The 15,784-nt window shown below is 63.3% G+C and carries 12 protein-coding genes; 7 read left to right on the forward strand and 5 right to left on the reverse strand.

What is annotated here, in order from left to right; translation table 11 throughout:
* Positions 1-144: 144 nt before the first annotated feature.
* From HNP47_RS16475 to HNP47_RS00095, 5 genes are all read right to left on the reverse strand, one after another.
* Positions 145-717, reverse strand: coding sequence for a LuxR C-terminal-related transcriptional regulator (locus HNP47_RS16475; RefSeq protein WP_221414871.1), 573 nt, complete (start codon positions 715-717; stop codon positions 145-147).
* A gap of 273 nt (positions 718-990) precedes the next feature.
* A complete protein-coding gene (locus HNP47_RS00080) occupies positions 991-1,866 on the reverse strand; it encodes a hypothetical protein (protein ID WP_184277334.1) in 876 nt (291 codons plus the stop codon).
* 61 nt (positions 1,867-1,927) lie between these two features.
* Complete coding sequence (locus HNP47_RS00085; RefSeq protein WP_184277342.1) at positions 1,928-4,420, reverse strand: fimbria/pilus outer membrane usher protein; 2,493 nt, start codon at positions 4,418-4,420, stop codon at positions 1,928-1,930.
* Positions 4,421-4,525: 105 nt separating this feature from the next.
* Positions 4,526-5,173 (reverse strand): fimbria/pilus periplasmic chaperone, encoded by a 648-nt coding sequence (locus HNP47_RS00090; protein WP_184277344.1) that lies wholly within the window; start codon positions 5,171-5,173, stop codon positions 4,526-4,528.
* Positions 5,174-5,353: 180 nt separating this feature from the next.
* Positions 5,354-5,944 carry a hypothetical protein gene (locus HNP47_RS00095; protein ID WP_184277346.1) on the reverse strand — a complete coding sequence of 197 codons (591 nt, stop codon included), beginning with the start codon at positions 5,942-5,944 and terminating at the stop codon, positions 5,354-5,356.
* A 389-nt stretch (positions 5,945-6,333) separates the two neighbouring features.
* On the opposite strand from HNP47_RS00095, the gene HNP47_RS00100 reads away from it, so the two are divergent.
* The 7 genes from HNP47_RS00100 (at position 6,334) to HNP47_RS00130 (ending at position 15,502) form a co-directional block, all read left to right on the forward strand.
* Positions 6,334-6,990 carry a response regulator transcription factor gene (locus HNP47_RS00100; protein ID WP_184277348.1) on the forward strand — a complete coding sequence of 219 codons (657 nt, stop codon included), beginning with the start codon at positions 6,334-6,336 and terminating at the stop codon, positions 6,988-6,990.
* 154 nt (positions 6,991-7,144) lie between these two features.
* A complete protein-coding gene (locus tag HNP47_RS00105) occupies positions 7,145-7,792 on the forward strand; it encodes an RNA polymerase sigma factor (RefSeq protein ID WP_260394555.1) in 648 nt (215 codons plus the stop codon).
* On the forward strand, positions 7,789-8,733 hold the full coding sequence (locus HNP47_RS00110; protein WP_184277350.1) for a FecR family protein: 945 nt from the start codon (positions 7,789-7,791) through the stop codon (positions 8,731-8,733). The genes HNP47_RS00105 and HNP47_RS00110 overlap by 4 nt, the downstream gene beginning before the upstream one ends.
* A 145-nt stretch (positions 8,734-8,878) precedes the next feature.
* On the forward strand, positions 8,879-11,869 hold the full coding sequence (locus HNP47_RS00115) for a TonB-dependent receptor (RefSeq protein ID WP_260394556.1): 2,991 nt from the start codon (positions 8,879-8,881) through the stop codon (positions 11,867-11,869).
* Positions 11,870-11,947: 78 nt separating this feature from the next.
* On the forward strand, positions 11,948-13,057 hold the full coding sequence (locus tag HNP47_RS00120; protein WP_184277354.1) for a pectinesterase family protein: 1,110 nt from the start codon (positions 11,948-11,950) through the stop codon (positions 13,055-13,057).
* Positions 13,058-13,445: 388 nt separating this feature from the next.
* Positions 13,446-14,552, forward strand: a complete 1,107-nt coding sequence (locus tag HNP47_RS00125) for a glycosyltransferase (protein WP_184277356.1) — start codon at positions 13,446-13,448, stop codon at positions 14,550-14,552.
* Positions 14,549-15,502 carry a glycosyltransferase family 2 protein gene (locus HNP47_RS00130; RefSeq protein ID WP_184277358.1) on the forward strand — a complete coding sequence of 318 codons (954 nt, stop codon included), beginning with the start codon at positions 14,549-14,551 and terminating at the stop codon, positions 15,500-15,502. The genes HNP47_RS00125 and HNP47_RS00130 overlap by 4 nt, the downstream gene beginning before the upstream one ends.
* Positions 15,503-15,784: the final 282 nt, after the last annotated feature.

Genomic DNA, 15,784 nt, shown 5'->3' on the forward strand with positions numbered 1-15,784 from the left:
CTCGCCCACGATCGCGCGGCTGGCTTGCGCCAGAAACGGACCTTAACTGTGGCTTCGGCGCCAAACATCAGCAGCCGAATCTCGAGTCAGGTCGGCCGAAAGACGGCCAATGCCGCCCTGGCCGTCGGCCCCTGTAGGTTAGCATCAGTTCGTTAGCTGAAAGCTTAGTCTAAGGGCGCCGGTGATGCCTTTGACGCCCATGCGCATGCAGATGGCGCGCAGGTGGGCGCGGACGGTGTGGATCGACATATCCATCTTTCGCCCGATGTCCTTTGGGGCTTCGCCTTGGGTGAGATGGGAAAGGACCAGGAGTTCGGCCCGGGTCAGACCGAAGATGGCGCGCAGCGGCTCCATAACCTCCACGCCCATGCAGTGGGCGGGGCGCGCCGTGGCGAAGATGCGGTCGATCGCATCGGGCGCCGTCGCCAGATCCAGCAGGCACCAGGCGTCATCGCCTGAGCGAAACAGAAGGCGGCCGTGGGATTGGCGTCCTTGCAGCAGACGGTTGGCCAAGGCGTCGAAGTCGCCACGATTGCGATGGGAGGGGCAGATAAAGGCCCCGCCAGCGCCCAGTACACCCGCTGCAATCATGGCTCTGGCCTTGGCGTTGGCGTGGATCACGCAGCCCTGAGTATCCAGAACGAACCGGGCGATGATGTCATGTTCGAACCAGGCGGTGCAGTCCGCGCGGGGCAGGGGTGTCGGACTTCCACACACTCCTGATGGCGTCCCGCGCCGCGTCAGTCGTGCCTCGAAAATTGTTGCCGCAGGAAAGCTGTCTGGTCGCGACGACGTCGCCGTCTCGTGATGATACATTGCGCCACCCAGTTGTCGGAGGTCGTCCAGGTCCGCACGGGGCTGTCCACCTCAAGCTTCGGATCTGCGTGCGCCGGTTCTCCCGATATTCGGCGCATCGCATTAACGTTTTAGCAATATGAAGCTGCAGCGGTAATCGCCGCTATGGGCTAACCCTGATGGGGTATGCCGCCGTCAGCGGGGGGATATGTCGATCGCGAGCACATCCTGATAGCGACCGGCCATCTGATCCTTGATCTTGCCCAAGGTGAACAGCATCGGCAGCGATATGCCGGCGAGGGTGCGGGGCGGATCGACCTCCTTGGTCCACGGGGCCTGTAGATCGACCAGCGTTCCGTCCAGCTCGACCGCGTAGGCGACGCTGGACGCGGTTTCCACATCACCTTGTCGTCTCATAGTTCCGCCATGCTCTGACTTGATCGCGATGACCGACGGCGCATTGGCGCGGACCTGCACGAAGATGCGCCGCATCAGCCCTGTAGAGGCGTCACCGAAATCGACTACCTCCACACTGGAGCCCGAACCAAAGGCGCCGGCGGCTCCGGCCAGATTCAGTTGTGCTCGGGGCGTGGAGACTAACTGCATACGGATCGGGATTGGGGCAAGCAAAGCCGTTCCAGCGGCGTCCTTGACCAGCAGCTTCAGATCGGTGGCATAGGTTCCGGCGTCGGGCACGGCGTCCACGACGATCGCGGCGTCCAGCTGCGCCTGGCCTGTCGCCTTGCCTGCGAGAGTGTAGCGGAAGACCCCAGGCTCGACGTCAGATGTCTGAAGCCCCGACGCCTCTCGCGGACGGAACTGCACCCCCACGCCCCCAAGGGCCAGCCGGGAAACAATCGCCCCGCCGTCGTCAACGACGGACAGCCGCAGCTCGCAGGCCTCGTCTGCCTGGTTCTTCAGGCCCAGATCGATGGCGCCGCTCGACGGTCCCGCAGCGAAGGGATTGTAGTTGATGACGACAGTGTTGGGGCTCTGGGTCAGGGCAAGGTCGCAGGCTCTCGCCTTGGAGGCGGTCACGGCCAGGATAGCCGCCAGGACCAGCGAGACCATGACGGTCAGCGTTTCAGACCAGGTTGGAACCCGGATCTTTCGGTCGCCTTGCGCCTTGCGCCTACGGCGACGGCGGAGACGTGCGGATTTCGCCGACATCGACTGTTCCTTCCACTTTCTCGGGAATGACGAATTCTCCCACCACTGCGCCCTGGATCACCAGGCGATAGCGACCCGGAGCCAGGCCATCGGCGACGAAGCGCCCGGAGCGGTTGGTGAAGAAGGGTTTGCCCTCGGCATCGGCCGGCGCGCCTGCCGCCTGAATGACGCCGCCGGCCAGAGCGACCGGCCCATTGGCGGACATCAGCACGCCTCGCGCGGTGCGTGACGCATCGCTACCCACCACGAAGCGGTAACCGTTGCCGTAGCCGGGGAAGATGTTGATGACGCCGCTGCCCAGGTCATAGCCCTGCGGCAGCGGATCGGCCTCGATCTCGTAGCGATTGACGCCATAGCCGCGATCCAGCCCGACCAGAGCTGGGCCCAGCCATCCGCTGTGCGCAACCGTATAGCCGCTGGAGTCCGTCAGCTTGATGCGCGAACGGGACAGGGTAGGGTGGGGCGTTGCGATGACGAAGCCCTCGCGCGCGGAACGTCCGACGCCAAAGGCGCCGCCGGCGTAACCGATCATCGTCGACATTCGCCACAATGACTCCTGGCGCGTGACCCCACCGGGTTCGGACGAAACCAGCCGGTTCGATACGAGTTCGGCGTCGAACCGATTATTGATGTAGCGCAGGTCCGCCGTGATCGCTTGGTTGGTCCGATCTTGCGACAGCCGAAGGTCGCCGCTCAAGTCGTTAAGGCGGCCCGAAGATGCGCGTGACACCCCAACCTCACGCAGGTCGTTGTCGCTGTCGTAGCGCGCGGTGGTGCTCCAGCGCCCGCCGAAGCGTGACGTGAGCGTCAGTCCGAAGCGGTCCTCGTCGCGGCCATCTTCGGTGGACCCGCGCTGCCAGGCCAGATTGACCGCGAAACGACGGAACGTGCGGCCCAGGCCCAAGCTGAAATCGGTGCGATCTTTTTGTTCGCGACGTTTTACGAAGGCGACGCCGCCGCTGATCGAATAATCACGAAAACGCACCAGCAGCCGCGCGGCGGCGCGCCATTTCTCGTTGTTGAACGCGGACGGATCGAAGGCGCTCTGAAAATAGCGGCTGGTCGCCTGGGCCGAGGCTACAAGGCGCGCATCAACGGTCTTGCCCAAAGTCCTTTCGAGGAGATAGTCGACAGAGGCGACGTAGCCGTTTTTTCCGGTGTCGCCGTTGTGGCTGGCGGCGCTGCTCAGCTGGATCAGACCCAGTTTGGAACCCCATGTCGCTATCGCCCCGGCTTGCCCTTTTCGGTCGGCGATCTGAGCGTTGACGCCGACGGTCAGAACATCGGACAGCCCTTTGCGAACAAAGCCGCTCGCGGCCAACGTCGAGCCGTACTGGAGATCTCCGCCTTCTTCCAGCAGTCCAGCCGACACCCCAAAATCCAACACGCCGCGATCCAACAGCCCGGCGCCGCCGAACAGGTCGAACACAGCGATCTCGCGCCGACCGCTGTCGTCTTCGACGAGCAGGCGAACCGTGTTGGCGCCTTGCGCGAAGGGAAAGTCGCCAATGGAATAGGGGCCGGCGTCCAGGCGAATCCGTTCCGTCACCACGCCGTTGACCTCGACGACGACCAAGGCCGGGCGGTCCAGGATAAACTGGCGGCGCCCTGCGGGACGCACGTTCTGGAAGGGTCGAATGGTTGAATACGCGCGTGCGGCCGATAGCCCCAAAAACCTCTGCGAGCCCTGAAAACTGTCGATGGGGGGCGCGAACTCGCCGGCGGTCAGACGTACAGCGGATTTGAAGATGTCCTTGGTCAGACGGATTTCGCGGCGCTGCCAGCGGCCTTGCCTGTTATTCCCGTCGTAATCGACGCCGGTTGTCAGCGTGACGCCGTCAAACCCGCCGAAGTTGGCGAAAAAGTCGACGCCGCCCTGTAGCGGCGAGAAACGAGTGTCGGTGTGGGAGTAGAGTTGGGCCAAGGTGATATTCGCGCCGGCCGAAAAGTCCGCCGGTTGATCGAAGGCGGCAGGGTCGATCACCGGGGTCTGGGAGAAGCCGACATCGCGCCGTGCTCGGCTTTCCGGCGTGGATGTCGCCACGAAGGTCAGAGACAGGGGATCGAAGGTTAGGGAGAAGGTGTCGGTGACAAGGTCCGCCATATTGACCTTGGTCTGTGTCGCGATGCGGCCTGACAGGGTGGTGGAGAGTTCGGACCCGATCTGAGGCTTCAACAGGTCCAGCAGGGCTGTCGCATCCACCAATCCCTGGCCCTGGGCGTCGACCGAGCCGCTGATGTCGCCAAGATATTTGCCGTCGAGCGTTAGCGGCCCCTGGATCGGCGTGAAAACCGAGGACGGCCTGACCGAAGCAGACTGGTCCTGAATGGGCGGCGAAGCTTCGGTGACTGGGCCTTCGCTTTCGTCTCGATCGATGGCTACGACGGCGGAGTAGTCCGGCGGGGCCGTGCGCATGACCTCATCGGTCAGCACGACGGGAGCGGCATGCGCCACGGTAGCCAATCCGCCCCCCATGCAGGCGACGGCCCCGATGCGGCGAAAAGCGGTTCGCGCGCCGGACCGCCCGCGCTTGAGGGACCTGCGGGCCACCGCCGGCCCTCACAGCAGCACGATGGAAGCGGTGAGGTCGCCGGATGCCGATGCGGCGAGGGCCGCCGGTATCTTCACCTGCCGCGTGGCGCCGCCGGCGATCACGCTGACCTGTCCGACATCCACTTCGGCGGCCGGTATCTCATGCGACTGTCCGTCCGCCGTCTTCAGGATGATCCTGGACTCACGGATATAGGCGAAGCCGGTCCCTGAGTTGTGGGCGGTCAGGATGACGTCGCCGTTCGGCTGGCGCGACACCGCGGTAACCTGCACTTCGGCACGCGCCCTGGGCGGGGCCACGAACACGTAGGTGTTGATGGTGAAGGCGACCTGTATGTCAGCGCCGACGCCGCCGTCGCTGGGCGTTGTCTGCATGTTGATCGGCAACTGGGCCGCGCGGACCAGATACATACGGCCCTCTTCGGTAGCGTCGCCCGTGTAGCGGACCTGGATCACCTGCTCGCGATTGGCCGGGATGACGGACTGGACAGGAAACACCGTGATGTCTTTGTCGTCTTCGACCAAAGACCGGGCGCCGTCAGCACCGACCTGCATGCGATAGGTCTCGATTTCGACCGTCGCCGGTGTGGCGCTGTCGTTCCTGACGGTCATCCGATAGCTGGCCCCATTGCCGGACGGCGTGATCTTCGAGATCATGGGCGACACGTCCATGGCCTTGGCCGGTGCTGTCGCGCCTGCCATCAGGACTGTCGTTAAAGCCGTTGCGGCCGCCAGTGTCGCGAATACACGACGTGTCATTGTTGCCCCCGTTGTGTTGTCAGACTTCTCACGAAGAAGCAGGGGCCGTCCGAGGGCGGCCCCTGCATTTCGCGACGATCAAGCGGGATCGAGCGAGAAGGTGAAGGTTTCCGTATAGGTTCCAGCCGGGGCCGAGGCGGCGCCGGGACCCGAGGGGGAGGCCGCGCAACCCGAAGAGCCGGGGTTGCTCGGATCGCCCTGCGTTCCGCCCACACCGCTGCCGCCGGGGACGTTGTAGCAGAGGTTCAGGAACAGATCGCCGAAGACGCCGTCAGCCAATTTCTGGCTGTAGCCGCCAGAGTTGGTGACCTGGGCAGCTTCGCCGGGATAGGTGTCGTTGGCCGCAAAGCCCAGGCTGGGGATTTCCGGCACGGACAGATCCCAATCGTAGTTGATCAGCTTGCCTGCCGCCGACTTGAAGTCGCCGTTGGCGGCGCTTGATGTCAATTTGGCGCCGCTGGCGGCGTTGCACGACATCCGCAATGTGGTGACCTTCTGACGTACGCCGTTGGCGACCGCGACGTTTCCGCCCGCAACATTGGCCAAGCCGATGCCGCAGAAGTTGGTCACGGTGGTCGAGACGGTCACATTGGTCTGTGCGCTCGACACAGCCGGCATCGCCAGCAAGGCCGCGGCGGCAGTCGCCGCCGCAATAATATAGGTCCGCATAATATCCTCCAGCTTTTCAATATTTTCCCGCCCAATAAGACTGGGAGGGCGCCACAATGTCGTGGCGTCGTCATCTATTCACCGCTGGAGGCGGCGTCGCATCGTCAAAGACACTATCGATGATTGCTTAGTTGATGCGCGCATCAATATTGGTAGTGCGAGGACACACCTTGAAGCTGCGCCAGCGTGTTGGTGTGAACGTTCGACGCAACTCGGCGAGCGGCATTGGGCCGGATCGGCTTGGACGGCCGTCAATCACCAAACTCGGGTATGTCAATTGGCCCGGTCTATGGATAGGACGGTGTGGTGAACTGCGCTTGAGAACGCTCGACGCTTGAAATGGCTGTTCACGTGTCGAGCATCGAGGCCCAGCCACGAGGGAGGGTTCGATGATTGTAGGCGTGACGGGATTTCTCGCTGTTGGAAGTGAGATCGGCGACTGCGATCCAAGACAGGCGCACCTGAACTTCGATCTTGACGCCGAGCGCATACCGCCTTGGTCTCGCGCCATCGCGGCCTGGGTCAACATCGACCCCCGCGCCAGGATGTTGCTGTCACGATCGGGACGCATCGGCTGGGCGAACGAAGCCGCCTACCGCATGTTGAACGACGCCGGCGTTTTCCGGCTCATTGGCGACCATCTTGTCTCAGACAGTACTCAGACGGCTGCAGCGCTGGCGCGCCTTCTGAGAGACGCTGTGCCCGGGCAAGCGATTTATGCGGTCACATCGACGGATGCCGACCGACAATGGCTTTTGCGCTGCCAACAGCTGATCGCGGGCGATGACGACAGCATAGGGTTTGCCGCACACCGAATGGCGGACCGTGTTTCGTACGAAGCAATGCTCCAAATTCACCATTTGACACCCTGCGAAAAACACATCGTGACGATGATGTTGGCGGGGATGGAGACAGGACGTATTGCTCAAAAGCAGGACATCTCCATCGAGACACTGCGCACTCACATCAAGCATGCCTATCGCAAGTTGGCGGTCAGCAGTCGTGGCGAACTGTTCGCCAAGGCCGTGGACTTCGCGGGTCTCTAGGGCTGAAAGCAGTCTTTCCGGCGCGCGATCTGGGCGGTCAAGGTTTCGGACTTCGGCCACGACATGGTCGCCAAACCCTTCCATCAGCCGCTGAGCGTAGTGCTTATGACGAAAGCGTTGCCGGCTGCAGCATCCGTACGCCTTATACCTCGCCTTGTCGCTGCGTGTTTCAAGCACCAATTTTGACGGAAACGGCCTCGCGACGCATCGTCCCCTGGAGGGGAAATCGGTGATTCACGGCGGCGGAAAATCGGAGCACGCAAGAGTTCGCTGGTTGGGGCAGGAAATACTGCCCCACGAGCAGGATGTTCGTGCTTGGCTTCGGCGATCGCTTGTGACCTCCAACGATGTCGATGATGTCATTCAGGAATCGTATTGCCGATTGGCCAACCTGAAGGCGGTGGAGCAGATCGAAAGTCCTCGCGCCTATTTCTTCCAGACCGCGCGGTCTGTCGTGCTTGAGCAGATGCGCCGTGCCAGGATTGTCCGGATCGACGCTGTGACGGAAATCGACGCCCTGCGCATCGAGTGGGACGAACCGTCACCCGAGCGTATCGCCGGGGGGCGCAAGGAACTCGAACGCGTAATGAAGATCGTCGCCACATTGCCCGAACGCAGCCGACGCATCTTTGAGATGCGCCGCGTAATGGGGTTGTCGCAAAAGGAAATCGCGCGCCAGTTGGGCGTGTCGGAGAACGTGGTCGAGAATGAAGCCGCACGCGGGTTGAAAGCCGTTCTGGCAGGCTTGGCCCAGGCTGACGCCAATGTCGCCCCATCATCGACCGGGGAGCGGCGCGCATGAGCCGTGAAGCCTCCACAGAGATCGACGCGGCAGCAGCCAACTGGGCCGCTCGACTGGACGCAAATGCGATGAGCGCGTCCGACCAAGCCGCTTTGGACGACTGGCTGGCTGGCGACAGCCGTCGTGAGGGCGCCTTGTGGCGGGCGCGAGCGGTCATCGGTTTGATGGTCAATCCCGCGCCTGAGGCTGAGGTGTACCGTGCGCCAGCCAAGCCTGATCGACGCATACTGCTTGGGGGAATGGGCTTGGCGGCGGCAGTTGCGGCCGGGCTCGTCCTGACGCCGGTCTTGTCGCGCCAACGTTACCGCACCCTGGTGGGTGAAATCCGCCGTGTGCCGCTCGTCGATGGGTCGATGGCGGCGATAAACACCGACACGACTTTGGACATCCGCTTTCAGAAGGCCGAACGCGCCGTGACCCTCGATCAGGGAGAGGCTTGGTTTCAGGTCGCAAAAGATCGAGCGCGGCCTTTCGTTGTGGCGGCGGGCGATGTCCGCGTCCAAGCGGTCGGCACGGCCTTCTCCGTTCGCCGCAAGTCCAGCGGGGCCGAAGTTCGCGTGACGGAAGGCGTTGTGGAGGTCTGGAGCGACAAGGGCGCTGGAAAAGTGCGTCGGCGCGTCTCGGCGGGTGAACAGGTGTTCGTCAGCGACCAGGCCGGTGCGTCCAGCCCGGTGAAGCGTCCGCTGGAAATGGACCGGGCTCTGTCTTGGCGCGAGGGCCAGATTGTCTTGGACGGTGACACGATCGGTGCGGCGGCGGCTGAGTTCAACCGATACAACAACCGCAAGATCGTGATCGTCGATCCTGATCTGGAAGGCCGCACCGTGGTTGGATGGTTCCGCACCAACGAACCGGAAAGCTTCGCCCAGGCGGTGGGCGTCGCCCATGACGCAAGCGTGAAGGTTGGGGAGCAGGTCATCATGCTGGGTGGAGCTGGATAATTCTTTTTGGTCCGGCGACGGAAAGTCGGTCGCCGGACATCGAGACTCTCGGAACCCTCGAAGAAGGGTCCGGGAACCAGGAAACAGAAAAAGGGAGGGCCGACGCATGGCCATGTCGCGAAACCAAGGCGCGAAGGCGTCGCTGATGATCGCCGTCAGCACGATGGCGCTGGCCGGAGCCGGCGCCGTTCAGGCGCAGGCTCGACAGTTCAATGTCCCTGCGCAGCCTGCCTCGACCGGCGTACCCGCCTTCGCACGCCAAGCGGATCTTCAAATCCTGGCGTCGACCGACGCGGTCGCAGGACAACGGACCGCCGCTGTGCAGGGCGTCTATTCGGTTGATCAGGGCCTGGGCCGGCTCCTGCAGGGCAGCAACCTGGTGGTGGCGTCCAACAACGGCCGCACGGCAGTGCTCGCCAGCGCGAGCGTCGCGCCCCAGACCGTCGCCCAGGGGAGCGAGGTCGAAGACCAGGCGGACGAAGTTGAAACTATCGTGGTAACCGGTTTCCGTGCGTCACTGGGCAGCGCGCTGACGGCCAAGCGACGAGCCAATGGCGTCGTCGACGTGATCAAGGCCGAGGATATGGCCGATTTTCCCGACGCCAACCTTGCAGAGTCCATTCAGCGGGTGCCTGGCGTGTCGATCGCGCGCGACGCTGGCGAAGGCCGCCAGATCACGGTGCGGGGCTTGGGTCCACAGTTCACGCGCGTCCGCATCAACGGCGTTGAGGGCCAGAGCACCGCGTCGGGTACGGACAGCTCGGGCGGCGCCAACCGCAATCGAGCCTTCGACTTCAACGTCTTCGCGTCCGAGCTTTTCAACAGCATCACGGTCCGCAAGACCGCCTCGGCCGAAACGGAAGAGGGATCGTTGGGCGCAACGGTCGATCTGCAGACGGGGCGACCGTTCGATTACGCCGGGGCGAACCTCGTTGTGTCGGGCCAATACGGCTACAATGATCTGTCCCAGAAATGGGACCCGCGGTTCGCGGCCCTCGCCAGCAATACCTGGATGGATGGGCGCCTCGGAGCCCTCGTCTCGGTGGCCTACACCAAGCGCCAGCTCCTGGAGGAAGGACATGGTTCCGGCGGCTGGCTCAACGGGACCGAGGCCGGCGGCTATAACCCTGCATCACCCTTTGCCAATGCGAGGCGGGCGGATGTCTATACGCCGCGCTTTCCGCGCTACGGACGGCTGACGCACGATCAGGAGCGGCTGGGTCTGACGGGATCGGTGCAGTTCCGGCCGCAGGAACAGACGTTGATCAATCTTGATCTGCTCTATTCCGACTTCAAGGCCACGCGTCAGGAGAACTGGCTGGAAGCCCTGTCCTTCGCTCGCAACGCGTCGCAGGGCGGCCGACCAGAGATCATCGTGCGCGACGGTGTCATCGATGCCAACGGCGACATGGTCTACGGCTTGTTCGATGACGTCGATGTGGAGACGGAAACCCGCTACGACGAACTCGACACCAAATACACGCAAGGGACGCTGAGCCTGGAGCACGCGTTCAGCGACCGGTTCAGGATCAAGGGCCTGGTGGGCTATTCCAAGTCTGATTTCGACAATCCGATCCAGACGACGGTCATTCTGAACCGCGAAAATTCGGACAACTATTCATACGACTATCGCGAAAACCGAAACGCGCCACTGATCCGGTTCGGCTATGACGTGACCGACCCGCTGGCCTACAACTTCGGGGCGGCGCGCTCCGAAATCCGCCTGCGCCCGCAGGGCGTCACCAACACGATCAAGACTGCGCAACTTGACGGCGGCTACGATCTGACGCCGTCGCTGACGCTGAAGGCCGGGGTGAACTACAAGGAATATGAGTTCGACTCCTGGGCGCTGGCGCGGGTCAACGAGGGCGTGGTGCCGCAATTGCCTGCTGGCGTGACCCTAGCCAGCCTGACCGAGTTGGTCAGCGGGTTTGGTCGCAATCTTGGCGCACCGAACGGCACCGTCACAAACTGGATCGCACCGAACCTCAACGCCTTTGCCGACCTGTTCAACATCTACAGCGGCACGGGACTGTTCGAACTCAGCGGCGCCTCCAACGCCAATGCGCGCGGCAACATCCGCAATGTGACCGAGAAGGACTCCGCCGCCTATATGCAGCTCGACTTCGACACCGAGCTCGGCGGCGTGCCGGTACGCGGCGATATCGGTGTGCGCTACGTCAAGACGAAGCAGAGCTCGACCGGCTATCAACTGGTTGCCGGCGCCGCGCAGCAGACGACCGTTGATCGCGACTATGACGACGTTTTGCCGGCACTGAATCTGACGGCCGAAGTGACGCCCGACTTCCTGGTGCGGTTCGGCGCCGCCAAGGTCATGACCCGTCCAAACCTGGGCAGTGTGACGCCGGGCGGCAGCCTCAGCACGGTTGGCGTGTTCAGCGTCAGCTCGGGCAATCCGTACTTGGATCCCATCCGCGCCACGACCTACGACTTGTCGGCGGAATGGTATTTCGCGCCTGACGCCCTGCTATCTGTCGGCCTGTTCTACAAGGACATCGAAAGCTACATTCAAACCTCTCGAACCTCCCAGCCTTTCAATCAATCCGGCTTGCCGCTGGAGTTGCTGAACGGCCTGGGTGTTTCGCCCAGCGACGTCTTCCTGTTCAGCCAGCCGGTGAACACCGAGGGCGGTCCGCTGAAGGGGATCGAGGTCAGCTATCAGCAGCCCTTCACCTTCCTGCCCGGACCGTTCGACAATCTCGGCGCCATCTTCAACGTCACGCTGGTGGATTCGAAGATCAGCTATATTTCCTCGCGATCGCCGACGGGCTTCGTCGAAAATGATCTGCTCGGCCTTTCGAAGACCGCCTACAACGCCACCCTCTATTACGAAGACGATCGGTTCAGCGCCCGCGTCTCGGCCGCCTATCGCGATCGCTATCTGACCGCGGTCCCCAGCGGCACCAGCACCAATGACATCGATGGCGTGCGTGACATCGTGACGGTGGACGCCTCGGCCTCCTATGCTTTGACGGACCGCATCAAGGTGACGTTCGAAGGCTTGAACCTGACCGACGCTTTCAATGAGCAATACACGGACAGCCGTCGCGACAGCATCTACGTCTATTCGCACACCGGAAGGCAGTACAACTTCGGCGTCCGCTACACCTTCTAAGACACTCCCACCTCCCCCGGGAGACTGGGCGCTGAACGGTTCGCCGGTCAGCGCCCTCTTTTTCCATTCGGAGCCAGCATGCTTTCGTCCCTTTCGCGCCGCCAGACGTTCGCGGCCGCCGTCGCTCTACCGATCATGGCGTCCGGCCGATCCTGGGCTGCTGCGGCTGGATACGACGCTGTAGTCGGGAGCGACGACGCCGGCCGTCGCTTTGGTGCGCCAGTCTATCCGGCGCTGTCCGCCGCCATCGCCGCTGCACCGGCGGACGGACGAAGGCCGTTCCGCATTCTGATCACGCGCGGAATCTGGACCGAGCAGGTTGTGGTCGACAAGCCTTTCATTCACCTGATCGGCGAGGATCGCTCAGGCTCGGTGATCAATCATTTGGCGGCGTCGGGACTGGCGGCGCCGGATGGTCGGATGTGGGGCACATTCCGTACTCCAACCTTGTTCGTGCGTGCGCCCGATTTCCACGCCGAGAACCTGACGATCAACAACGCCTTCGACGGTCTGGCGGAAATGACCAAGCCGAACGGCCTGCATTCGCACAATGGCGCAGGGCCCCAGGCCGTGGCTCTGATGATGGACAAGGGGTCGGATCGCGCGGTCGTGCGCAACTGCGATATTCTCAGCTATCAGGACACGCTGTTCCCCGACGCGGGCGCGACGCTGTTCGAAAACTGCCTGATCACTGGCAGCTATGACTTCATCTTCGGCGGCGGGCGTGCCTGGTTCGAACGTTGCGAAATCCGATCGCGCCTGCGTCCCGCAGACCCGGTCGAAGGCTATATCGTTGCCCCAAGCACGCCGATCGAGCAGGACTACGGCTTTGTCTTCCGCGATTGCCGTCTTACCAGAGACGCCGGTGTTCCGCGGCACTCCGTGTTCTTGGGCCGCCCCTGGCGGCCCTCAAGCACCTTCCCTGATGGTCGGTACGGCGATCCGAAGTTTGTCGGCGCAGCAACCTTCCTCGACTGCTGGATGGACGACCATATCGCGCCGGCGGGCTGGACCGAGATGTGGTACACCGGCCGCGACGGTAATCCCCGCACCATGCTGCAGCCCGAGGATGCCCGCTTCGCCACTTTCGGATCGCGCGGTCCTGGCCTGGCAGACTTCTCGCGCGGCAAGCGCCTCACGATCGGCCAGTCGCGGCAGATCAAAAGATCCGCCGTCCTGGGCGCGTGAACTTCAGATCACCAGCCGGTCTCCTTACGCCGAGAGGCGTGAAAACTGTCAGATTGGTCGCCAGTCTCGATAGAGACGTAGGTCTCCACGCCATCGGTCTTGCCAGTTAGACCTGGCACTTCATCGAGCTGGCGAAGGCTGGTGAACCGACCGCATTCCTCGCGATATCGTAAGATCTCAAAACCGTGGCCTTTCAACGCCTCGATCTTATCGAAGTCGTCGGCGGTGGCGAACGGCCCTCATCGGGTCTGGGAGATAAACGCATCCCATGAGGACTTGAGACCGCTATCGCACATAGGAACCAATAACCGCGGCGTAGCTTTGCTCTTCAGGCTTTACGCCATGGACCGATCCGAGGGGGATCGGGTTGTCGATCACGGCGGTACGGATGCGCATCGGCGTCATCGCTCATCTCAAATATCCGATCGCAGAACCCTTCGCCGGCGGGCTGGAGATGCATACCCATCTCCTCTGTCGCCAACTGCGGCTCAACGGTCATGACGTCACTCTGTTTGCAGCGACCCTGTCCGACCCGGAATTAGGGCTGGAGGCGATCTGCGACCAGACGGAAATCGCCAAGGTCGGGACTGCGGAGGCAGGCGACATCGCCTTCTTCCGAGATCATCACGCCTATCTGTCGTTGATGAGCCGGCTTCGACGCAGTTCGTTCGACGTGATCCACAACAACAGTCTGCACTATCTGCCGGTCTCGATGGCGGAGACCTTGCCCATGCCGATGGTCACCACCCTCCACACGCCGCCGTTTTGCTGGCTGGAGAGCGGTATCCGCGAAGCGAGCGCGCCGTTCGCGCGGTTCGTCGGCGTGTCGGAGGCGATGCGCGAACAATGGAGCCCGGTGCGGCCGATCGATCAGGTCATTCTGAACGGGATCGATCTGGACCGCTTTCCATGGCAGGCACGTCACGACGAACCTGGGCATTTGATCTGGTATGGGCGGATTGTGCCCGAGAAGGGTCTGCATCTGGCGCTGGACGCGGCGGCATTGGCGGGTATTCCGCTGCGTTTCGCGGGCCCGATCCTAGATCAAGCCTATTTGGATGCCGAGATCGCTCCGAGGTTGACGCATAAGACCACCTATCTCGGTCACCTCGATCACGAAGCGCTGTCGAAGGAGATCGGGCAGGCGGCCGCCTTCGTCTGCACGCCGCGCTGGGACGAACCCTATGGACTGGTGGTGGCCGAAGCGCTGGCGTGCGGGACGCCCGTCGCCGCTTTCGCGCGTGGCGCTATTCCCGAGATTCTGACCCCCGACTGCGGCGCCCTGGCGCGTCCGGACGATGTGCAGGACCTGGCGTGCGCAATCGCCCGTGCGGTCGGCCTGTCTCGGTCGGCCTGCCGCGCGCGCGCCGAGGCGGCCTGCGATGTGCGCCGGATGATCGCCGCCTATGAACGGCTCTATGGCGAGATGATCCAGGCAGCTGCGGCGGGCCAGATGCAGGCCAATGACGCGCTGGAAGATCGGCTGATCGCATGAGGGGCGAACCTGCCTTCTGCGTTTGTGTGCCCGCGCGGAATGAGGAACGGCGTCTTCCCGTGCTGCTGGCCGCCCTGGCCGCGCAGGATCTTCCGGGCAGGATTTCGGTCGCGCTCTGCATCAATAACTCGACAGACGGTTCGCTTCCTCAAGCGCAGGCAGCGGCCGATCGGTGGAAGGATCGACTGGACATCGTCGTTAATTTGCAGACCTTCCCAGAGCATCGCGCCCATGCCGGCGCGGCGCGGCGCGCCGCCATGTCCGTCGGTCTCGAGCAACTCGGAGATCGATCGAATGGCGTTCTGATCTCGACGGATGCCGACACGCGACCGCCGCCGAACTGGCTGTCCGCCAATCTTGCAGCCATCGCAGCAGGAGCCGATCTGGTGGGCGGACGGCTGGTGCTGGATGAGGCGGAAGCGATCTCCACGGATGTCGCGGCTCTGCGCCAGATGTGGGACGCCTACTGGCGCGAAGTTCGAGCGATCGAGGACGAGATCGACCCGTCGCCGCATGATCCGGCGCCCCGCCATGGCGATCACACCGGAGCCAGCCTCGCCATCACGGCGGCGGCTTATGTTTCAGCCGGCGGCGTGCCGGAACTGCCGACGGGCGAGGATCGGGCGCTTGTGATCGCCGCTCAAGCGCAGGGGGGCAGGCTTGTGCATCCCTTGGCGGTGTGGACGCGAGTGTCGGCACGCACCACGGGCCGCGCCGCCGGGGGGATGGCGGAGGACATGACCCGTCTGTTCCATCAGGCGCGGAACGGCGGTCCGATCATGGCTCCGGACTTTTCGCATTGGCGGCAGCGGGCGATGTGGCGAAAGGGGCAGCGTCAAGACGCGGCGAGCGCCAAGCGGCTGTCGGCTTTGGAAGCCCAGCTGCCCGCCATGCCGCTCGATATGGATTTACGACGTTGGGCCGACGGCGTTGCGAGAGCCGCAGCGTGATTGCTCCGATCGGATACTATGTCCATCACCAGGGCGACGGCCACCGCCAGCGCGCACTGGAAATCGCCGCTGCTGCGCCCCAGCGATTTGTTTTGCTCGGGACGGGACTGAAGGGTCGAACCGGAGACATCGCCTGCGTGGATCTGGAGGATGACAGGCCCCACGGGGGAGACCGCTTTTCCGGCTGTGACGAGGCGCCTGTCCGGCCTGAGGCGCTGCATTACGCCCCCTATCAACATGCGGGCGTCCGGGCGCGGACCGCCCGGTTCGCCAGATGGATCA

Origin of the sequence: Brevundimonas vesicularis (assembly GCF_014204545.1) — a bacterium.
Lineage (GTDB): Bacteria > Pseudomonadota > Alphaproteobacteria > Caulobacterales > Caulobacteraceae > Brevundimonas > Brevundimonas vesicularis_B.

Bases quoted from the DNA above. Each gene is read 5' to 3' on its own strand.
- HNP47_RS00080 (WP_184277334.1), bottom strand. From the start codon at position 1,866: ATGGTCTCGCTGGTCCTGGCGGCTATCCTGGCCGTGACCGCCTCCAAG.
- HNP47_RS00090 (WP_184277344.1), bottom strand. From the start codon at position 5,173: ATGATCTCGAAGATCACGCCGTCCGGCAATGGGGCCAGCTATCGGATG.
- HNP47_RS00095 (WP_184277346.1), bottom strand. From the start codon at position 5,944: ATGCGGACCTATATTATTGCGGCGGCGACTGCCGCCGCGGCCTTGCTG.
- HNP47_RS00100 (WP_184277348.1), top strand. From the start codon at position 6,334: ATGATTGTAGGCGTGACGGGATTTCTCGCTGTTGGAAGTGAGATCGGC.
- HNP47_RS00110 (WP_184277350.1), top strand. From the start codon at position 7,789: ATGAGCCGTGAAGCCTCCACAGAGATCGACGCGGCAGCAGCCAACTGG.
- HNP47_RS00115 (WP_260394556.1), top strand. From the start codon at position 8,879: ATGATCGCCGTCAGCACGATGGCGCTGGCCGGAGCCGGCGCCGTTCAG.
- HNP47_RS00120 (WP_184277354.1), top strand. From the start codon at position 11,948: ATGCTTTCGTCCCTTTCGCGCCGCCAGACGTTCGCGGCCGCCGTCGCT.
- HNP47_RS00125 (WP_184277356.1), top strand. From the start codon at position 13,446: ATGCGCATCGGCGTCATCGCTCATCTCAAATATCCGATCGCAGAACCC.
- HNP47_RS00130 (WP_184277358.1), top strand. From the start codon at position 14,549: ATGAGGGGCGAACCTGCCTTCTGCGTTTGTGTGCCCGCGCGGAATGAG.